Source organism: Absiella sp. AM29-15 (genome assembly GCF_003434225.1).
Taxonomy (GTDB): domain Bacteria; phylum Bacillota_I; class Bacilli_A; order Erysipelotrichales; family Erysipelotrichaceae; genus Hoskinsella; species Hoskinsella hominis.
Genome location: NZ_QVFL01000009.1, coordinates 117,269 through 131,279, shown reverse-complemented (window position 1 = coordinate 131,279; position 14,011 = coordinate 117,269). Strand labels below are relative to the sequence as shown.

Here is a 14,011-nt window from a genome sequence, read left to right as displayed (position 1 = left end):
CTATTGTGTGTTTAAATATCGTTTATCTTTCTAGGGCACCTCCTTCTGGACTTGAAGGCAAGAAGTCTAAGGAGGTAAAGAAAGATGAACGATTATAGAAAATCTGATTTCTATCATTATTTTGACAATAAATCAAACACACGAAGATACTTTATTAGAGTATATGGATCCTTTATTGAAGTGAATAAAGATGTCTATTATACGTGCTACAACTCTTACAGAAAGCAGCTGCGTGATAATAGAAAAGATCAAGAGAATGGTTTGTTGAGTTATGATGTGCATCAATTAAATGGACATACATTATTAGATATGTATGGAGAAGATCAAAATTATCTGGAGGATATCTACAGAAAAGATCTAATGAACACAATCATGAATCTTATAGATACCTTGGATGATGCAGATAAAGAACTAATTACTCAATTGCTGATAGAGAATAAAAAAGAAAGTGAATTAGCAAAAAGGTATCAGGTTTCTCAACAGATGATAAACAGGAGAAAGAAAAAAATCATTAAGAGTCTACGGGAAACACTTAGTGACGGATATAAGAAAATCAAATCTTTCTTGTTCTTTTGGTTGTGAATTTGATCTTTGATAACTGTATATCTGAATGCAATTGATTTGCTGGCGGAATGTGACATTAAGTGCGAATCTGATGGCATTCATGTTCCAGCAAACTCGTATAAAGTGAGTTTAGTAAGAAAAATAAGGAAAGTTGTAAATTTTGGTTGTAGAAAAGAGTTTCTATTGTTGGTTATTAAGTGAGGGGAAAGAAATGAGTTGCCTCTCAGATCTTTGACAATAGAATACTCAAAATACAGTACGTTATCCTGTTTGATTAAGCACGCTGTTGACTACGCCATGATATGAAGAATAGAGTAGTGGAGCGATATATAGTCGAACATAAAATCAGCTTGGCAGCTGATCTGCAATAATATCAATGGGTCATAATGATACTTCGTCTCGGAAGCAGTTGAGCGTGATGAAACCGTCGCACCTGTAAGAGGCGTCTCTTTGATTGAAGGAGAGAACGTGAGATTCGTATGCTGTTAGCCAGAACAGGCTGTATTTTGCCCAGAAAACAAGGGATAGAAAAAATGTTGTTTCTAGATAGATATGAAACGGAAACGTTTATTGATAGATCGTGACGTCAGATATTCTGACGTCATCATTGTACCAATAAGCAAAACAAAACAAAATAAGACCAGGTACAGAAAGAGGTAAGATATGAAAAAAGCGTTTGTAGCGGTGGAAGATGAAAATAAAATTACGGCGAAGGTAAAGGTTGAATTGGATCAGCTGGCAGAAAAGAATCATTACGAAATTCAAGGACTATTACAATATCCCAGAGGAACGATATTTGATAATTCTGAGATTTTTATTGAAACAATGAAGAGAATAGGTGCAGACTGTATAATTGTGACAAGTCCAGAATTTATTATTCAAGAAATTCTGTCAGATGGTAGGTTGTCTGAAATAGCAAAAGAAAATAACTTAAAAATCATAGATGCTACACTTGAAATAGATATTGCGGAAATTAAAAATATTATGTCCAAAAATATAATGAATGATATCAGTACAATGATGAAACTGAAAGAGGACTTGGATCAAGTAAAAAGCAATATACATGCACACGCTGATGATCATAGTGTAATGATCATCACAAAGGAGGCAGATCCTTCAGAGATTGAGCAGTTCACATATCATGTATCAGAATCTGGTTATAGAAATTTTACTGTTGTACAGATGCAGGAGTATATCCCAGAAGCAGAAAAGATGTTTAAATCTATCATTGAAAAACACAATGTGGATAAAGTATTTATTTTTGATGAATATGAATCACCTAGATTTGATCGTTTTTTACGTCAATTAGAGGATAAAGGCATTAAGGTTTCTTGTGATGCAAGAGAAGAACTGGAGATGACTGCTAAATCGTGTTTTACTGGAATGTTCATGAGTTAGGAACGACGACTATGGATCAGACAGACTATTATTTCATTTACATTTGTTTATGTGAATTGACACGAAGAAAGAAGCTGACATTGAATGTAGCCAATAAAATTTTGAAGGAATATGAAGCATTCTGCCATCCAGTTTATAAACATGAATTGACAAAAATGAATCAGTAAAATCAAAGTGCCAAGATGGGTGACATTCTACTAGATGTATGCGATGAATTGTGATATTGTGTGTAGTGAAAAGAGGGATAGCGCATGGATAAGAAGGTCAGTATTATTGAACCATTATCAAGAGAAGAAAAAATAAAGACTGCTGCTTATGCAAGAGTTAGTTCAAAAAGCGATGATCAGATCCATTCATTTAACAGTCAGGTTGCCTACTATTCCCAGTATATCAATCAGTTGCAAAATACCATCATAGTGGATGTTTACACAGATGAAGGTATCACAGGTACTGTTATCGAAAAGCGTAATGGATTCAAGAAAATGATTCAGGATTGTCGTGATGGACTGATTGATAGAATCATAACAAAATCAATAGCAAGATTCGGAAGAAATTTTACGGAGACACTGAAGACATTGAGAGAACTCAAATGTCTAGGTGTCTCTATTTATTTTGAGGAAGAACATATCGATACAGCTGATAGTGTAAGTGAAACTTCTATCAGTACGTATATGATGAGTGCTGAATTAGAATCCAGAACAATTTCCTACAATCAAAGGTGGGGATTCAGGACGAGAGCAGAAAAAGGTATCTACAATCAGCCACATCTGCCATACGGTTATTACAGAATCGATGGGAAGATATTGATTAATGAAAGTGAAGCAGTGATTGTAAGATTGCTGTTTGATATGTATGTAAATCAGGATATGTCGACAGTGGCTATCACGAATTATTTTAGTCAGAATAAGATTGGTGGAAGAACATGGTCAAGGTCAGGAATCGTACTGATGCTGATAAATGAACGATATTGCGGGGATAAATTGCTACAGAAGAAATTCACAACAGATGAATTTCCATTTCACTTGGTCATGAACAAGGGGGAACTTCCACAATACTATGTTTACGATAGTTTTCCAAAGATCATAGAAAGATCACTCTATGAAGCAAGCTATGCAAAATGGGAAAGAAACAGAGAGAACTTAAGTGACAACCAGTTATCTGCAAATAAAAGATACCCATATACTTCAAAAATTGAATGTGCAGAATGTCATGAAAAATTTAAGCGAAGAACTTATCGGGGAGTTGAGTTCTGGTGTTGTAAAAAGCATTTAGTAGATCATGATTCTTGTATGAATAAGCAGATTTCCAAGGAAGAACTGGATGAGGCATTTCTCAAATTGTATTACAAACTGAAAAACAGCATAGATATATTAGAATCCTATGGGAGAAATATTGTCAAGTTGCTGATGGACGATGAAAAAGAAAAAGAGCTGATGATGCTGGATAAAGAACTTCATAATTTGAAAGCTGAAAAACTGAGACTGTTGAAGGAAAATTTGGAAGGAAAGATTTCTGATATAGAGAAAATTTCAAATTTGAATGAGATACAGATGTACAAATCACTATATGAGTTAGAAAAGAAAAAAGTATTAAATCAGGTATATGAAAGTGCTGAATACAGAAATAATCAGAGACTTGTTGATGTGCTGAGGCACTCCGCCTCAATAGATACATTTGATGAAGTTATATTTCATGAGATCGTACAGAAAGTAATGATAGGTCAAAACCATATATATTTTCAATTACACAATGACCTTATGATTAAGTCAGAAAGGAAAAAATATGATGGAAATTACAGCTAAAGCACTTCATGCTCAAAGGGTTTCAGAAGGGTGCTATATTCAAAGGTTTTTTAGAAACAAGGTTTTTTATGGTATTGACAATCAGCCTTTAAAAAGGAAGGTTTACCGAGGAAAACGTGATAAGGATGGAAAGAGAAAAAATGAGATATTTTATGTTAATGAGAAGCAGGATATTCGAATAGAGGAGGACTTGCTAATGGATTGTATAAATCAGATTCTAGATAAACTCGTGAATACAGATGAACTGGATGTCAATGGATGGAGCACTGAAGCATCTTATCGATACTTTCAGATAAAGGAAAAGAATTTTTTTAGAAATAAGAAGATTGCAATTGATGAATATAAGCGTTTTATAAGTGAATCTATTGAGATAAAAGACTGCCAAGCTTATGAAAATGTTCGATTAAGAAAGAAGATCCATGAAGGGAATTTCAAAGATATTATTGAGAAGATAGAAGTGTACGATACTGGCATTGTCTGTATTTTCACTAATGCACTTGAAATGTCATTACAGTTTTGAAAGGAGGAACCGTATATGGGCATAACTCTAAGGAAGCAGGATGTACAGCAGAAGGCACTAGTAAATGCAAATTCTGAAGAACCGATGAAGGTAAGGGTCATACCTGCCAGAAAGAAATTCCTGCCTGTGGCACAACAGGAATCGGTAAAGAAAAGAGTTGCTGCCTATTGCAGAGTAAGTTCAGAAAGTGATGAGCAAGAGCTGAGTTTTGAATCTCAATGCAGATTTTATAAAAACAAGATCGATTCGGAACCGAGCTATGATCTTGTCGATATTTATGCCGATGAAGGGATTACAGGAACAAGCACAGAAAAAAGAGAAGACTTCATGAGGCTCATGAAAGACTGCCTAGATGGTAAAGTCGATCTGGTCATCACGAAAAGTATAACCCGTTTTGCAAGAAATACGCTAGACTCTATATCATGGATCAGAAGGTTAAAAGAAATAGGTGTTGATATCTTCTTTGAACTAGAGAATCTGCATAGCCTAACAGCTAGTGAGATGGTGCTGACTATGCTGTCTTCTATTGCTCAGGAAAGCAGTCAGAATAAGAGTGAATCAGTGAGGTGGGGGTATGAAAGACAATTTGAAAAAGGAAAGACTTATTTAGGAAATCTATATGGATATCGAACAAAAAGAGATACCTATTATATTGATGAGGAAGAAGCAAAAATTGTAATTGAAGTGTTCGATATGTATTTAGCAGGAGTTACAGATCAAGCGATTGCTGATGAATTAACAAGAAGAGGAGTTCCTACTAGACTAGGTAAGAAAGTATGGAAAAAAGCAGTCATTCAGAGAATGCTTCAGAATGTCAAATACTGTGGAGATTCTATACAAGGTTTGTCCTATAATCAAGATTGCTTGAATCAGAAAAGGCAAAAAAATAAAGGGCAGAGAAAAATGTATTATGTGGAAAACAGCCATAAAGGAATTATATCAAAAGAAGTATTTAAAGCAGCACAGATTGAACGTGCACGAAGAAATTCAAAAGTAAAAATCATTGAGTTTGAGGAATCTATGAAGCAGAATCCTAAAGGTAAGATACCAAAAAAGAATAAGTGCGGAATGTATAGCACACAGAATGCATTATCCAACAGAATTATATGTGCAGATTGTGGCTCTTATTATAGAAGGGCTGTCTGGACGAAACGTGACGGCAAGAAACAGCCAGTATGGCGTTGTATAAATCGTTTGGATAATGGAGTCAATATGTGTCCTGACAGTCCTACACTTAAAGAGGAACTGCTCTTTGAAGAGATTGCTAAAATCGTGAATAAAATCTTATCTAAAAAAGATCAAATAAAGTTGGATCTTGCACAGAAGGCTTCTCAGTATATTAATCCTAAGGACGTTACATCGAAAATCAAGAAGACTGAAAAACACATAACTGAAATTGATTTAAAGATTAGTGATTTATTAAATAAAGGGATGATATTGGTATCCAGAGGAGTTCAGGATGAAAATCAATATAAGGAGCACTTGGAAGGCTTGTATCAGACTAAAAGAAAACTCACAGAGGAGCTTGAGAATTTAAACTCTAGGTTGAAAGAAATCAGAGCGGCAAGGGAGAAAAAAGTTCTTAAGAATCTGAATGAAATAAACGCTTCGGTATCATGTTTATCGCAGGAGGAAATAGCAATCTTTATAGAAGAAATTATTGTATATAAGGATTATATAGAAATATTGACCAAGACAGAAAATAGGAAAAAGATATTAATCAATAAAGTGAAGTAGTAGATCGCTCTATATATTATAAGCATTTGGTGGAAATGTGTTGCATTGCCACCAAAATTCTCTTTATAGATCTAATGAAATAGGTTGTTTGCATCAGAATATAGCCAAGATTTATATTCTGATGTGAGCAACTTATTTGGTTGAGAAGAATAAATTAGCCTAATTACAAAAGTTTTTTTGAGGGATGAGTGTAATTTCTAGACATCCGTTCTGGCACAGTGTTCCATTGAGAGAATAACGATATTCTGAACCCCAGAGATTGGATTGTTCATGATATCGTTTTTTTTTTTTTACCAAAATCAAAAGTGAAATCTATAATAAAATTTCAAAGATAACAAACCGAAAAAGAGTTTGATAAAAAAACACCTGCTTTATGCTTTCACAGGTGTTTGTATTACTTATTCAACAGCAGCATGGAAACTTCCATTATGTGTCTTTTTCGCTTCATATAAAGCATCGTCCGCAATCTTCGCAAGTTTTAAATAGTCATCATTACGTTTTGCGATGACAGCACCAGCAGATAATGTGATTGATGGCATATTACGCTTTTTCGCTTCTTTTTCCATGGAGGTGTTGATATCGATCATGATTTTCTTTGCAACATCATAATCATCAGTATTATTGACATAAATTGCAAATTCATCCCCATGAAGCCTTGAGGCCAGATCGACAGTACGGATACGACCAACAATCATTTGAGCTGAAAGTTTGATTACTTCATCCCCTATCATATGGCCATAATTATCATTAATTGATTTGAAATTATCTCCATCGATCATAATCAAAATACCAGCTTCATTTTCATCCATCGTATTTAACTGTTCTGCAATTGCTTTTCTAAAGGATTTTAAATTCATCATGCCTGTCAATTCATCAATGGCAGCTGCTTTTTGCGCAGCATTTAAAGCAATCTCTAAACGACGTTGTGTTTGCCCTAATTCTATATATGCAGCGTGTAATTCACGATTTTTCATTTCTTTGCTGATATGACTGAGTATATATATCAATAATATTTCCACAATCAATAAAGGAATTAGCCATACCTGCATACTATCCTGTAACATAGACATAAAAGGAACAAGAACCATAAAACTATATTCGTTTCCCTGCATGATATAACCATAATAACGCTTTCCATCGAGCTTGACTATTTGTGATGTTTTATTGTGGTTTAATAAAGTTTGAAAACTGGTCCCAAAACTATTTTGAAAATCATAAAAAGCCTGTGCAGAATCTACTTGCTCCTGTAGTTTTTCTATTTCTGTTTCATTTAATCCTTGTCCATCAGCTAAAGCATTTTGTGCCTGTGTTAATACCTCTTTATTTTCATCTAAATTTTGATATAAATTACCACCCAGATATAATTCATTGGAGCTTCCAATGATGGTTCCATTTTTATCAAAAATCATCATTTGTTCCTTAGGAAAATCCTGTAAATTAGAAACAAGTTCTTGTATATCTCCCATTTTGATATCATAAGCAAATACTGTTTCTCCATCTGGTTGAAGTTGTGAAATTGTTGAAAGTATATAATGGTTGGCATAACTCATATATGGAGGAGTAAAGACAATCTCACCATTTCCTGCTTCCGCAGCCTTATACCATGGGCGTTGTGTGGCAATATATCCAGTACTTTCATATTGTGAATAGGGAGTATCCCAACTGTAAAGATAGCGCCCTTTATAATACATATAAAGACCGTCAAAGGTATCGCCTTCGATTTTCAACATTGGATGATCTATACTTTTTAAATAATTCCAGATATCATCAGGATCAGGATGATTTTTTATTTCATTTGTCATCATATAAGCAAAAAGTTGAAAAGAATGAGAGTAATTATCCATGACATCTTCTAGTTTACTATTAGAATGTGATACATGAGTCGTCATACTTTCATTTATATAAGATGATTCTTTACTGCTGATGATCCATATTGCAAATAAATTGCAAAGTAAAAAGATGCTGATAAACTGCCAGGATTTTTTTATTTTCTTTTTCATGTCAGGGCCTCCCAATGCTCAATCATATTGCTTTGAAATCGAAAGTATTATGTTCAAATAAATTTTACCATATTCAAGGGTTTTTATGTTCTTTTTTGAAGAAAAAGGTATACCAATTCAGGAAGTGTCTGTTATACGTTTTTAGCATAGCCAGACATCTGTCTTTATAAAAAGAAGTATTCTGTATATTGTAAGTCATGTAAAAATCTTTTATAATAAGAAAAACGAAAAGAGTGATCATATGAAATTTTCTAATAGAATGAAACAATTACAAACATCTATATTTAATCGGTTAAATGAGGAGAAGGCGAATTTGCTGGCACAAGGGCAGGAAATTTATGACTTTACAATTGGTAGTCCTAATATTGCGCCAAGTAAAGAAATTCAGAATGCATTAATAGAAGCCGCAAAAGATCCAGTATGTTATATGTATTCATTACATGACACGATGGAATTTCGTGAAACAATACGTGACTGGTATGCGAAACGTTATGATGTAGCATTGGACCCGGTAAATGAAATATTATCTTTACAGGGTTCCCAGGAAGGACTTGCACATATTGCTCTTGCGGTATGTGATCCAGGAGATATCGTGATGATTCCATCTCCTTGTTATCCAATATTTGCAAATGGGCCAAGAATTGCTGGTGCCCAGATATATGAAATGCCAATGTTAAAGGAATATGATTATCTGATTCAATTTGATAAAATTCCTGAAGATATCGCAAAAAAAGCAAAGATGATGATTATCTCCTATCCTAATAATCCAACTGGAGCTACTGCACCAGACTGGTTTTATGAAGAATTAATCGCATTTGCAAAGAAATATGATATCATGGTACTGCATGATACTGCATATAGTAATTTGGTATTTGATGGTGAAGAAGGAAGAAGCTTTTTATACTATGCAGGTGCAAAAGATATCGGTATTGAATTTAATTCTTTCTCTAAGACATATGGTATGGCAGGTGCAAGAATTGGTATTTGCGTAGGGAATAAAGATATTGTGGAGCAGTTGCGCATTTTAAAATCCAATATTGATTATGGTATGTTTTTGCCAATCCAGAAAGCGGCAATAGCGGCATTAACACAGGATCAAAGCTGTGTTGTAGAAACCAGGATGCAATATCAAAAGCGAAGAGATATGCTTGTAAAAGGATTGCATGAGGCTGGATGGGATGTAGATGCACCCAAAGCTACTATGTTTATGTGGGCGCAGATACCACAATCTTATGAGGATAGTGAAGTATTTGCGTATGATCTGTTGAAAAAGACCGGTATGCTGATAACACCAGGCACAGAATTTGGTGAACTTGGCAGAAAATTTGTTCGTATTGCACTTGTACAAAGTGAAGAAATTATTGAAAAAGCGCTGATTAGCGTAAAAGAAAGTGGCTTTTTTAAATGATAAAACGATTAGTGGCAATTGGCGGTGGAAACTGGCAACAGAAAGAAACCAAACATATTGATCAGAAAATCATAGAAATGAGCGAAAAACCACAACCACGCGTTCTGTTTTTTCCAACAGCTTTAAAAGATGATCAAGGATATGCAAAGCGTTTTAAACAATACTATCGTTTGCTTGGCTGTCATGTGGATGCAATACGTTTATTACATAGCAAAAAAACATATGAACAATTAGAGAAAGAATGGTTGGATTATGATATCCTGTATTTGGGTGGTGGAGATACCAAATTATTGATGGATACGCTTGTTTCAACACATACAGATCAAATTATCCGTAAAGCATATGAAGCTGGAATTATTATCGCAGGATATAGTGCCGGTGCAAATGATTTATTTCATTTTGGATATGCAAAGCAGGATGAGCAGTATACCTTTGTAGAAGGTATGAAGTTATATGATGGTGTGTTTTCTCCACATGTGCAAGAACGAAAAGATTATTGGGAAAAAGCAAAATGTTTACATTCGAAAGTTATAGGATGTGAAGATAAACAGGCATATATTTTAGAAGATGAGAAAGGGTATTATATGTATTGATATCCTTTTTTTCATTGAAAGCGTTACACCATAGAATAAAAAGTGTATATAGGTTAAAAATATAAGAAAAGTTTGATATAATATACAAGTCTTTTTGACAAAGGACAGAAAAGAGGGTAATTATGTTAGAAAAAGTATTTAAACTTAAAGAAAAGAATACAAACGTAAAAACCGAGATCATTGCTGGTATTACCACATTCCTTGCGATGGCATACATCCTTGGTGTAAACCCATTGATTTTAGGTGATGCAGGAATGGATACTCCATCTGTATTCATGGCAACTGCAATTTCAGCAGGCTTTGCCAGTATTGTGATGGGCGTTATCGCAAACTATCCAGTCAGCCTGGCTGCAGGTATGGGTGTGAATGCATTATTTGCATATACGATCTGTGGAACAATGGGCTTTAGCTGGCAGGCAGCTTTGGCAGGTGTATTTGTTTCTGGTTTGATCTTTATTGTGATAAGTGTTACAGGAATTCGTAAAGCAATCATCAATGCGATTCCAATACAATTGAAATTAGCAATTGGTGCTGGTATTGGCTTCTTTATCGCTTTTGTTGGGTTAAAGAATGCAGGGATTATTGTAGCTAATCCATCTACTTTTGTAGGATTAGGAAATTTAGCTGATCCTACCGTATTATTAGCTGTATTTGGTATACTGGTAACGATTGCGTTATTAGCGTTAAAAGTACCAGCTGGTGTATTTGTAGGTATGGTAATTACGGCAGTCATTGGTATTATCTGTGGAAGTTTCTTTGGTATGGAGGGTATGCCTGTATTGCCAGAAAGTATTTTTGAAACAAGCTTCCAGATGAATGGTTTAGGTGCCTTTATGGATGGCTTTGGAGAATTATTTGCGAATCCATTAACTACCTTCGTGGTTATCTTCTCCTTCTTGTTTGTGGATTTCTTTGATACAGCAGGAACACTTGTCGCAGTCGCAAACCGTATTGGACTGGTAAATGAAAAAGGTGAATTAGAGAATGCTGAACAGGCATTATTGGCTGATGCTATTGGTACAGTTGCAGGTGCTGCTTTAGGTACATCTACAGTTACAAGTTTTGTAGAATCAACATCAGGTGTTGAAGTTGGTGGAAAAACTGGCTTAACTGCATGTACTACAGGAGTGATGTTCTTTATTTCAATTTTGTTTGCGCCAATTATCTTATCTGCTGTCACAAATGCAGTAACTGCTCCAGCATTAGTTGTTGTTGGTATTTTAATGGCACAGCAGTTAAAAGGAATTGATTGGGAAGATTTCGTATATGGTACAGCAGGATTTGTTACCATTATCGCAATGATCCTTACATATTCTATTTCTAATGGTATCGCATTTGGATTTATTGCATATACAGTTGCAATGATTGCTAGTGGAAAAGCAAAAGAAATTCATGTAACGGTATGGGTATTGATTGTAATCTTCGTTATCTACTTTGCTCTGCCACAATTGATGTAAAAAAATATTTAAAAAACATAAAAAAAATGATATGATATGTAAGCAAAACCGGTACTACAAAAAGATATAAGTATCGGTTTCTTAACGAAAAGGAGGATGTACATGGCTGATAAAATTATCGTACTGGACTTCGGTAGTCAGTACAATCAGTTGATTGCTCGTCGTATTCGTGAATTTGGTGTATATTCTGAACTTCATGCCAATACAATGACACTTGATGAAATCAAAGCATTAGGTGATGTAAAAGGTATTATTTTCAGTGGAGGACCAAATAGCGTTTATGATGAAGATGCATTTAAATGCGACCCTGCAATATTTGAGGGTGGTATCCCCATTTTAGGTATCTGTTATGGAATGCAGATGACACATTATATGAATGGTGGAAACGTCAAAGCCTGCGAAACAAAAGAATACGGACGTACAGAAATTACAGTAGAAACAGATTCTCCATTATTCAAAGGGCTTCCTAAGAAACAGATTGTTTGGATGAGTCATGGTGATCAGGTAGATCAACTGGCTGATGGATTTGTGAAGGATGCATATAGTGATACTTGTACATATGCAGCAACAAGCAATGATGAAAAGAAAATTTATACATTGCAGTTTCATCCAGAAGTTCGTCATACGGATTATGGAAATGATATCCTGCGAAACTTCGTATTTGAAGTATGTCATGCTGAAAATAACTGGTCTATGCATAATTTCATTGATATGCAGATTGAAAAGATCAAAGAAACAGTTGGCAATGATAAAGTATTGTTAGGTTTAAGCGGTGGTGTTGATTCATCTGTTGTTGCGGCATTATTACATAAGGCAATTGGTGATCAGTTGATTTGTATGTTTATTGATCATGGTCTTCTTCGTAAAGGAGAAGGCGAAAGCGTTATGGAAACATTTGGTCGTGAGATGAATATCAACCTTGTAAAGATTGATGCGAAAGATCGTTTCTTAAGCAAGTTAGCTGGTGTAACAGATCCTGAACAAAAACGTAAGATTATTGGAAATGAGTTTGTTTATACATTTGATGAAGAAGTAAAGAAGCTAACTTCTGGTGAAGATATTAAATGGTTGGCTCAGGGTACATTGTATACTGATGTAATTGAATCAGGAACAAAAACTGCTCAGACAATCAAATCTCACCACAATGTTGGTGGATTGCCTGAAGATATGCAATTTAAGTTAATTGAACCATTAAATACATTATTCAAAGATGAAGTTCGTGCATTAGGTAGTGAACTTGGTCTACCAGAAGAAATGGTATGGCGCCAGCCATTCCCAGGACCTGGTTTGGGTATTCGTATCTTAAGTGATATCACAGAAGAAAAACTGGAAATCGTTCGTGAATCTGATTATATCCTTCGTGAAGAAATTGCGAAAGCAGGACTTCAAAGAGATATCTGGCAGTATTTCACTGCATTAACAAACATGCGTTCTGTTGGTGTTATGGGTGATCAGAGAACTTATGATTATGCTGTCGCTATTCGTGCTGTTACATCTATCGATGGAATGACAGCTGATTGGGCACAGATTCCTTATGATGTGCTTGCGACAATCTCTAGTAGAATTGTAAATGAGGTTCCTCATGTGAACAGAGTTCTGTTGGATATTACTAGTAAGCCACCAGGAACGATTGAGTTTGAATAGTATACAGAACTAAAAAAATGCCTTTTTCAGGGCATTTTTTTGTGTTTGTGGGAGTTTTTGATACCATTTTGATACAATGAATATAGATTAGGATTTATGTTGTATTCTAACTTAATGGTATAGGAAAAATAAATATATTAAAATATGGTAGGATGAAGCCACGATATATTAAAAAAAATTATTGCATTATATGATAGGGTGTTGGTTGATAGAAAATGGCAAAGATATACTATAGAAGAATTAAAAAAAAGGAAATCAAATATTGTGGATAAAAGAGATGAAAAAAATAGATGCAGGCATAAATGAAATTATCTATGCTGAATATATTTACAATTGAGAGCGAATAAACTCTTTTTTCTTTAGACAGAAATAAAAAAATGACACAGATAGGTCATTTGGAATTTGTTCGATTAACTAAGTAATCAATAGAGGTATTATAATAATCGGCAAGTTTAATCAATATTTGAATAGGAATATCTCTACCGCCTGTTTCATAATATGAGTATGTTCTTTGTGAAACATTTAGAAATTTAGCAAGCTCCGCTTGAGAAAGGTCATGATCTTCTCGTAAATCTCGTAGTCTTTTATATGTCACTTCTATCACCTCAAAAATTATATATTAGAACACTATGTTCTATTTTTTTAGAACATTTTGTGCTAAAACTATATTGATTATTCAAGGAGGATGAAGATTGTATGAAAAAAGATAAAGAACAGTTCAAATGTTTTCACGAAAAGCTGAATCAATAGTGTGAATAGCCGAATTAAAAATGCGTAAAGCGAAATGATTCATATCAGATTGTAAACAATGAACAAGAGTAGCGTAAAGAATTACAGGAAAATCAGGATTGATTATGCCATCCAAAGATTTAAGGAAAGAAAAAGTAG

Annotated in this window: 12 protein-coding genes; 10 read left to right on the top strand and 2 right to left on the bottom strand. The window is 34.5% G+C overall.

Annotation, left to right across the window (positions count from 1 at the left end; all coding sequences use genetic code 11):
* Nucleotides 1-84 precede the first annotated feature (84 nt).
* From DW761_RS10795 to DW761_RS10775, 6 genes are all read left to right on the top strand, one after another.
* Nucleotides 85-582 carry an RNA polymerase sigma factor gene (locus DW761_RS10795; protein WP_117453754.1) on the top strand — a complete coding sequence of 166 codons (498 nt, stop codon included), beginning with the start codon at nt 85-87 and terminating at the stop codon, nt 580-582.
* Nucleotides 583-1,227: 645 nt separating this feature from the next.
* Nucleotides 1,228-1,962: a hypothetical protein gene (locus tag DW761_RS10790; RefSeq protein WP_117453755.1), complete on the top strand. Its 735-nt coding sequence runs from the start codon at nt 1,228-1,230 to the stop codon at nt 1,960-1,962.
* An 11-nt stretch (nt 1,963-1,973) separates the two neighbouring features.
* Nucleotides 1,974-2,129: a hypothetical protein gene (locus tag DW761_RS21020; RefSeq protein ID WP_158552232.1), complete on the top strand. Its 156-nt coding sequence runs from the start codon at nt 1,974-1,976 to the stop codon at nt 2,127-2,129.
* Nucleotides 2,130-2,213: 84 nt separating this feature from the next.
* On the top strand, nt 2,214-3,764 hold the full coding sequence (locus DW761_RS10785; protein WP_117453756.1) for a recombinase family protein: 1,551 nt from the start codon (nt 2,214-2,216) through the stop codon (nt 3,762-3,764).
* A complete protein-coding gene (locus tag DW761_RS10780) occupies nt 3,745-4,284 on the top strand; it encodes a hypothetical protein (RefSeq protein WP_128125089.1) in 540 nt (179 codons plus the stop codon). The genes DW761_RS10785 and DW761_RS10780 overlap by 20 nt, the downstream gene beginning before the upstream one ends.
* A 15-nt stretch (nt 4,285-4,299) precedes the next feature.
* Complete coding sequence (locus DW761_RS10775) at nt 4,300-6,021, top strand: recombinase family protein (protein WP_117453758.1); 1,722 nt, start codon at nt 4,300-4,302, stop codon at nt 6,019-6,021.
* Nucleotides 6,022-6,419: 398 nt separating this feature from the next.
* On the opposite strand, the gene DW761_RS10770 is transcribed toward DW761_RS10775, so the two are convergent.
* Nucleotides 6,420-8,021, bottom strand: a complete 1,602-nt coding sequence (locus DW761_RS10770; protein WP_117518131.1) for a sensor domain-containing diguanylate cyclase — start codon at nt 8,019-8,021, stop codon at nt 6,420-6,422.
* A gap of 241 nt (nt 8,022-8,262) precedes the next feature.
* Here DW761_RS10770 and DW761_RS10765 point away from each other — a divergent pair, with 241 nt between their 5' ends.
* The 4 genes from DW761_RS10765 to guaA all read left to right on the top strand — a co-directional run bounded on the left by DW761_RS10765 (nt 8,263) and on the right by guaA (nt 13,123).
* Entirely contained in the window at nt 8,263-9,429 is a 1,167-nt protein-coding gene (locus tag DW761_RS10765; protein WP_117453760.1) for an aminotransferase class I/II-fold pyridoxal phosphate-dependent enzyme, read from the top strand.
* A complete protein-coding gene (locus DW761_RS10760) occupies nt 9,426-10,022 on the top strand; it encodes a Type 1 glutamine amidotransferase-like domain-containing protein (RefSeq protein WP_117453761.1) in 597 nt (198 codons plus the stop codon). Before DW761_RS10765 ends, DW761_RS10760 begins: the two co-directional genes overlap by 4 nt.
* A 122-nt stretch (nt 10,023-10,144) precedes the next feature.
* Nucleotides 10,145-11,479 (top strand): NCS2 family permease, encoded by a 1,335-nt coding sequence (locus DW761_RS10755; protein ID WP_117453762.1) that lies wholly within the window; start codon nt 10,145-10,147, stop codon nt 11,477-11,479.
* 102 nt (nt 11,480-11,581) lie between these two features.
* Nucleotides 11,582-13,123 (top strand): glutamine-hydrolyzing GMP synthase, encoded by a 1,542-nt coding sequence (gene guaA, locus DW761_RS10750; protein ID WP_117453763.1) that lies wholly within the window; start codon nt 11,582-11,584, stop codon nt 13,121-13,123.
* A gap of 391 nt (nt 13,124-13,514) precedes the next feature.
* Here the strand turns inward: guaA and DW761_RS10745 are convergent, their stop codons facing one another.
* On the bottom strand, nt 13,515-13,724 hold the full coding sequence (locus DW761_RS10745; RefSeq protein ID WP_394336424.1) for a helix-turn-helix domain-containing protein: 210 nt from the start codon (nt 13,722-13,724) through the stop codon (nt 13,515-13,517).
* Nucleotides 13,725-14,011 lie beyond the last annotated feature (287 nt).

Excerpts from the sequence above, each read along its gene's own strand:
- DW761_RS10795 (WP_117453754.1), top strand. The coding sequence starts at position 85 with ATGAACGATTATAGAAAATCTGATTTCTATCATTATTTTGACAATAAA.
- DW761_RS10790 (WP_117453755.1), top strand. The coding sequence starts at position 1,228 with ATGAAAAAAGCGTTTGTAGCGGTGGAAGATGAAAATAAAATTACGGCG.
- DW761_RS21020 (WP_158552232.1), top strand. The coding sequence starts at position 1,974 with ATGGATCAGACAGACTATTATTTCATTTACATTTGTTTATGTGAATTG.
- DW761_RS10785 (WP_117453756.1), top strand. The coding sequence starts at position 2,214 with ATGGATAAGAAGGTCAGTATTATTGAACCATTATCAAGAGAAGAAAAA.
- DW761_RS10780 (WP_128125089.1), top strand. The coding sequence starts at position 3,745 with ATGATGGAAATTACAGCTAAAGCACTTCATGCTCAAAGGGTTTCAGAA.
- DW761_RS10775 (WP_117453758.1), top strand. The coding sequence starts at position 4,300 with ATGGGCATAACTCTAAGGAAGCAGGATGTACAGCAGAAGGCACTAGTA.
- DW761_RS10770 (WP_117518131.1), bottom strand. The coding sequence starts at position 8,021 with ATGAAAAAGAAAATAAAAAAATCCTGGCAGTTTATCAGCATCTTTTTA.
- DW761_RS10765 (WP_117453760.1), top strand. The coding sequence starts at position 8,263 with ATGAAATTTTCTAATAGAATGAAACAATTACAAACATCTATATTTAAT.
- DW761_RS10760 (WP_117453761.1), top strand. The coding sequence starts at position 9,426 with ATGATAAAACGATTAGTGGCAATTGGCGGTGGAAACTGGCAACAGAAA.
- DW761_RS10755 (WP_117453762.1), top strand. The coding sequence starts at position 10,145 with ATGTTAGAAAAAGTATTTAAACTTAAAGAAAAGAATACAAACGTAAAA.
- guaA (WP_117453763.1), top strand. The coding sequence starts at position 11,582 with ATGGCTGATAAAATTATCGTACTGGACTTCGGTAGTCAGTACAATCAG.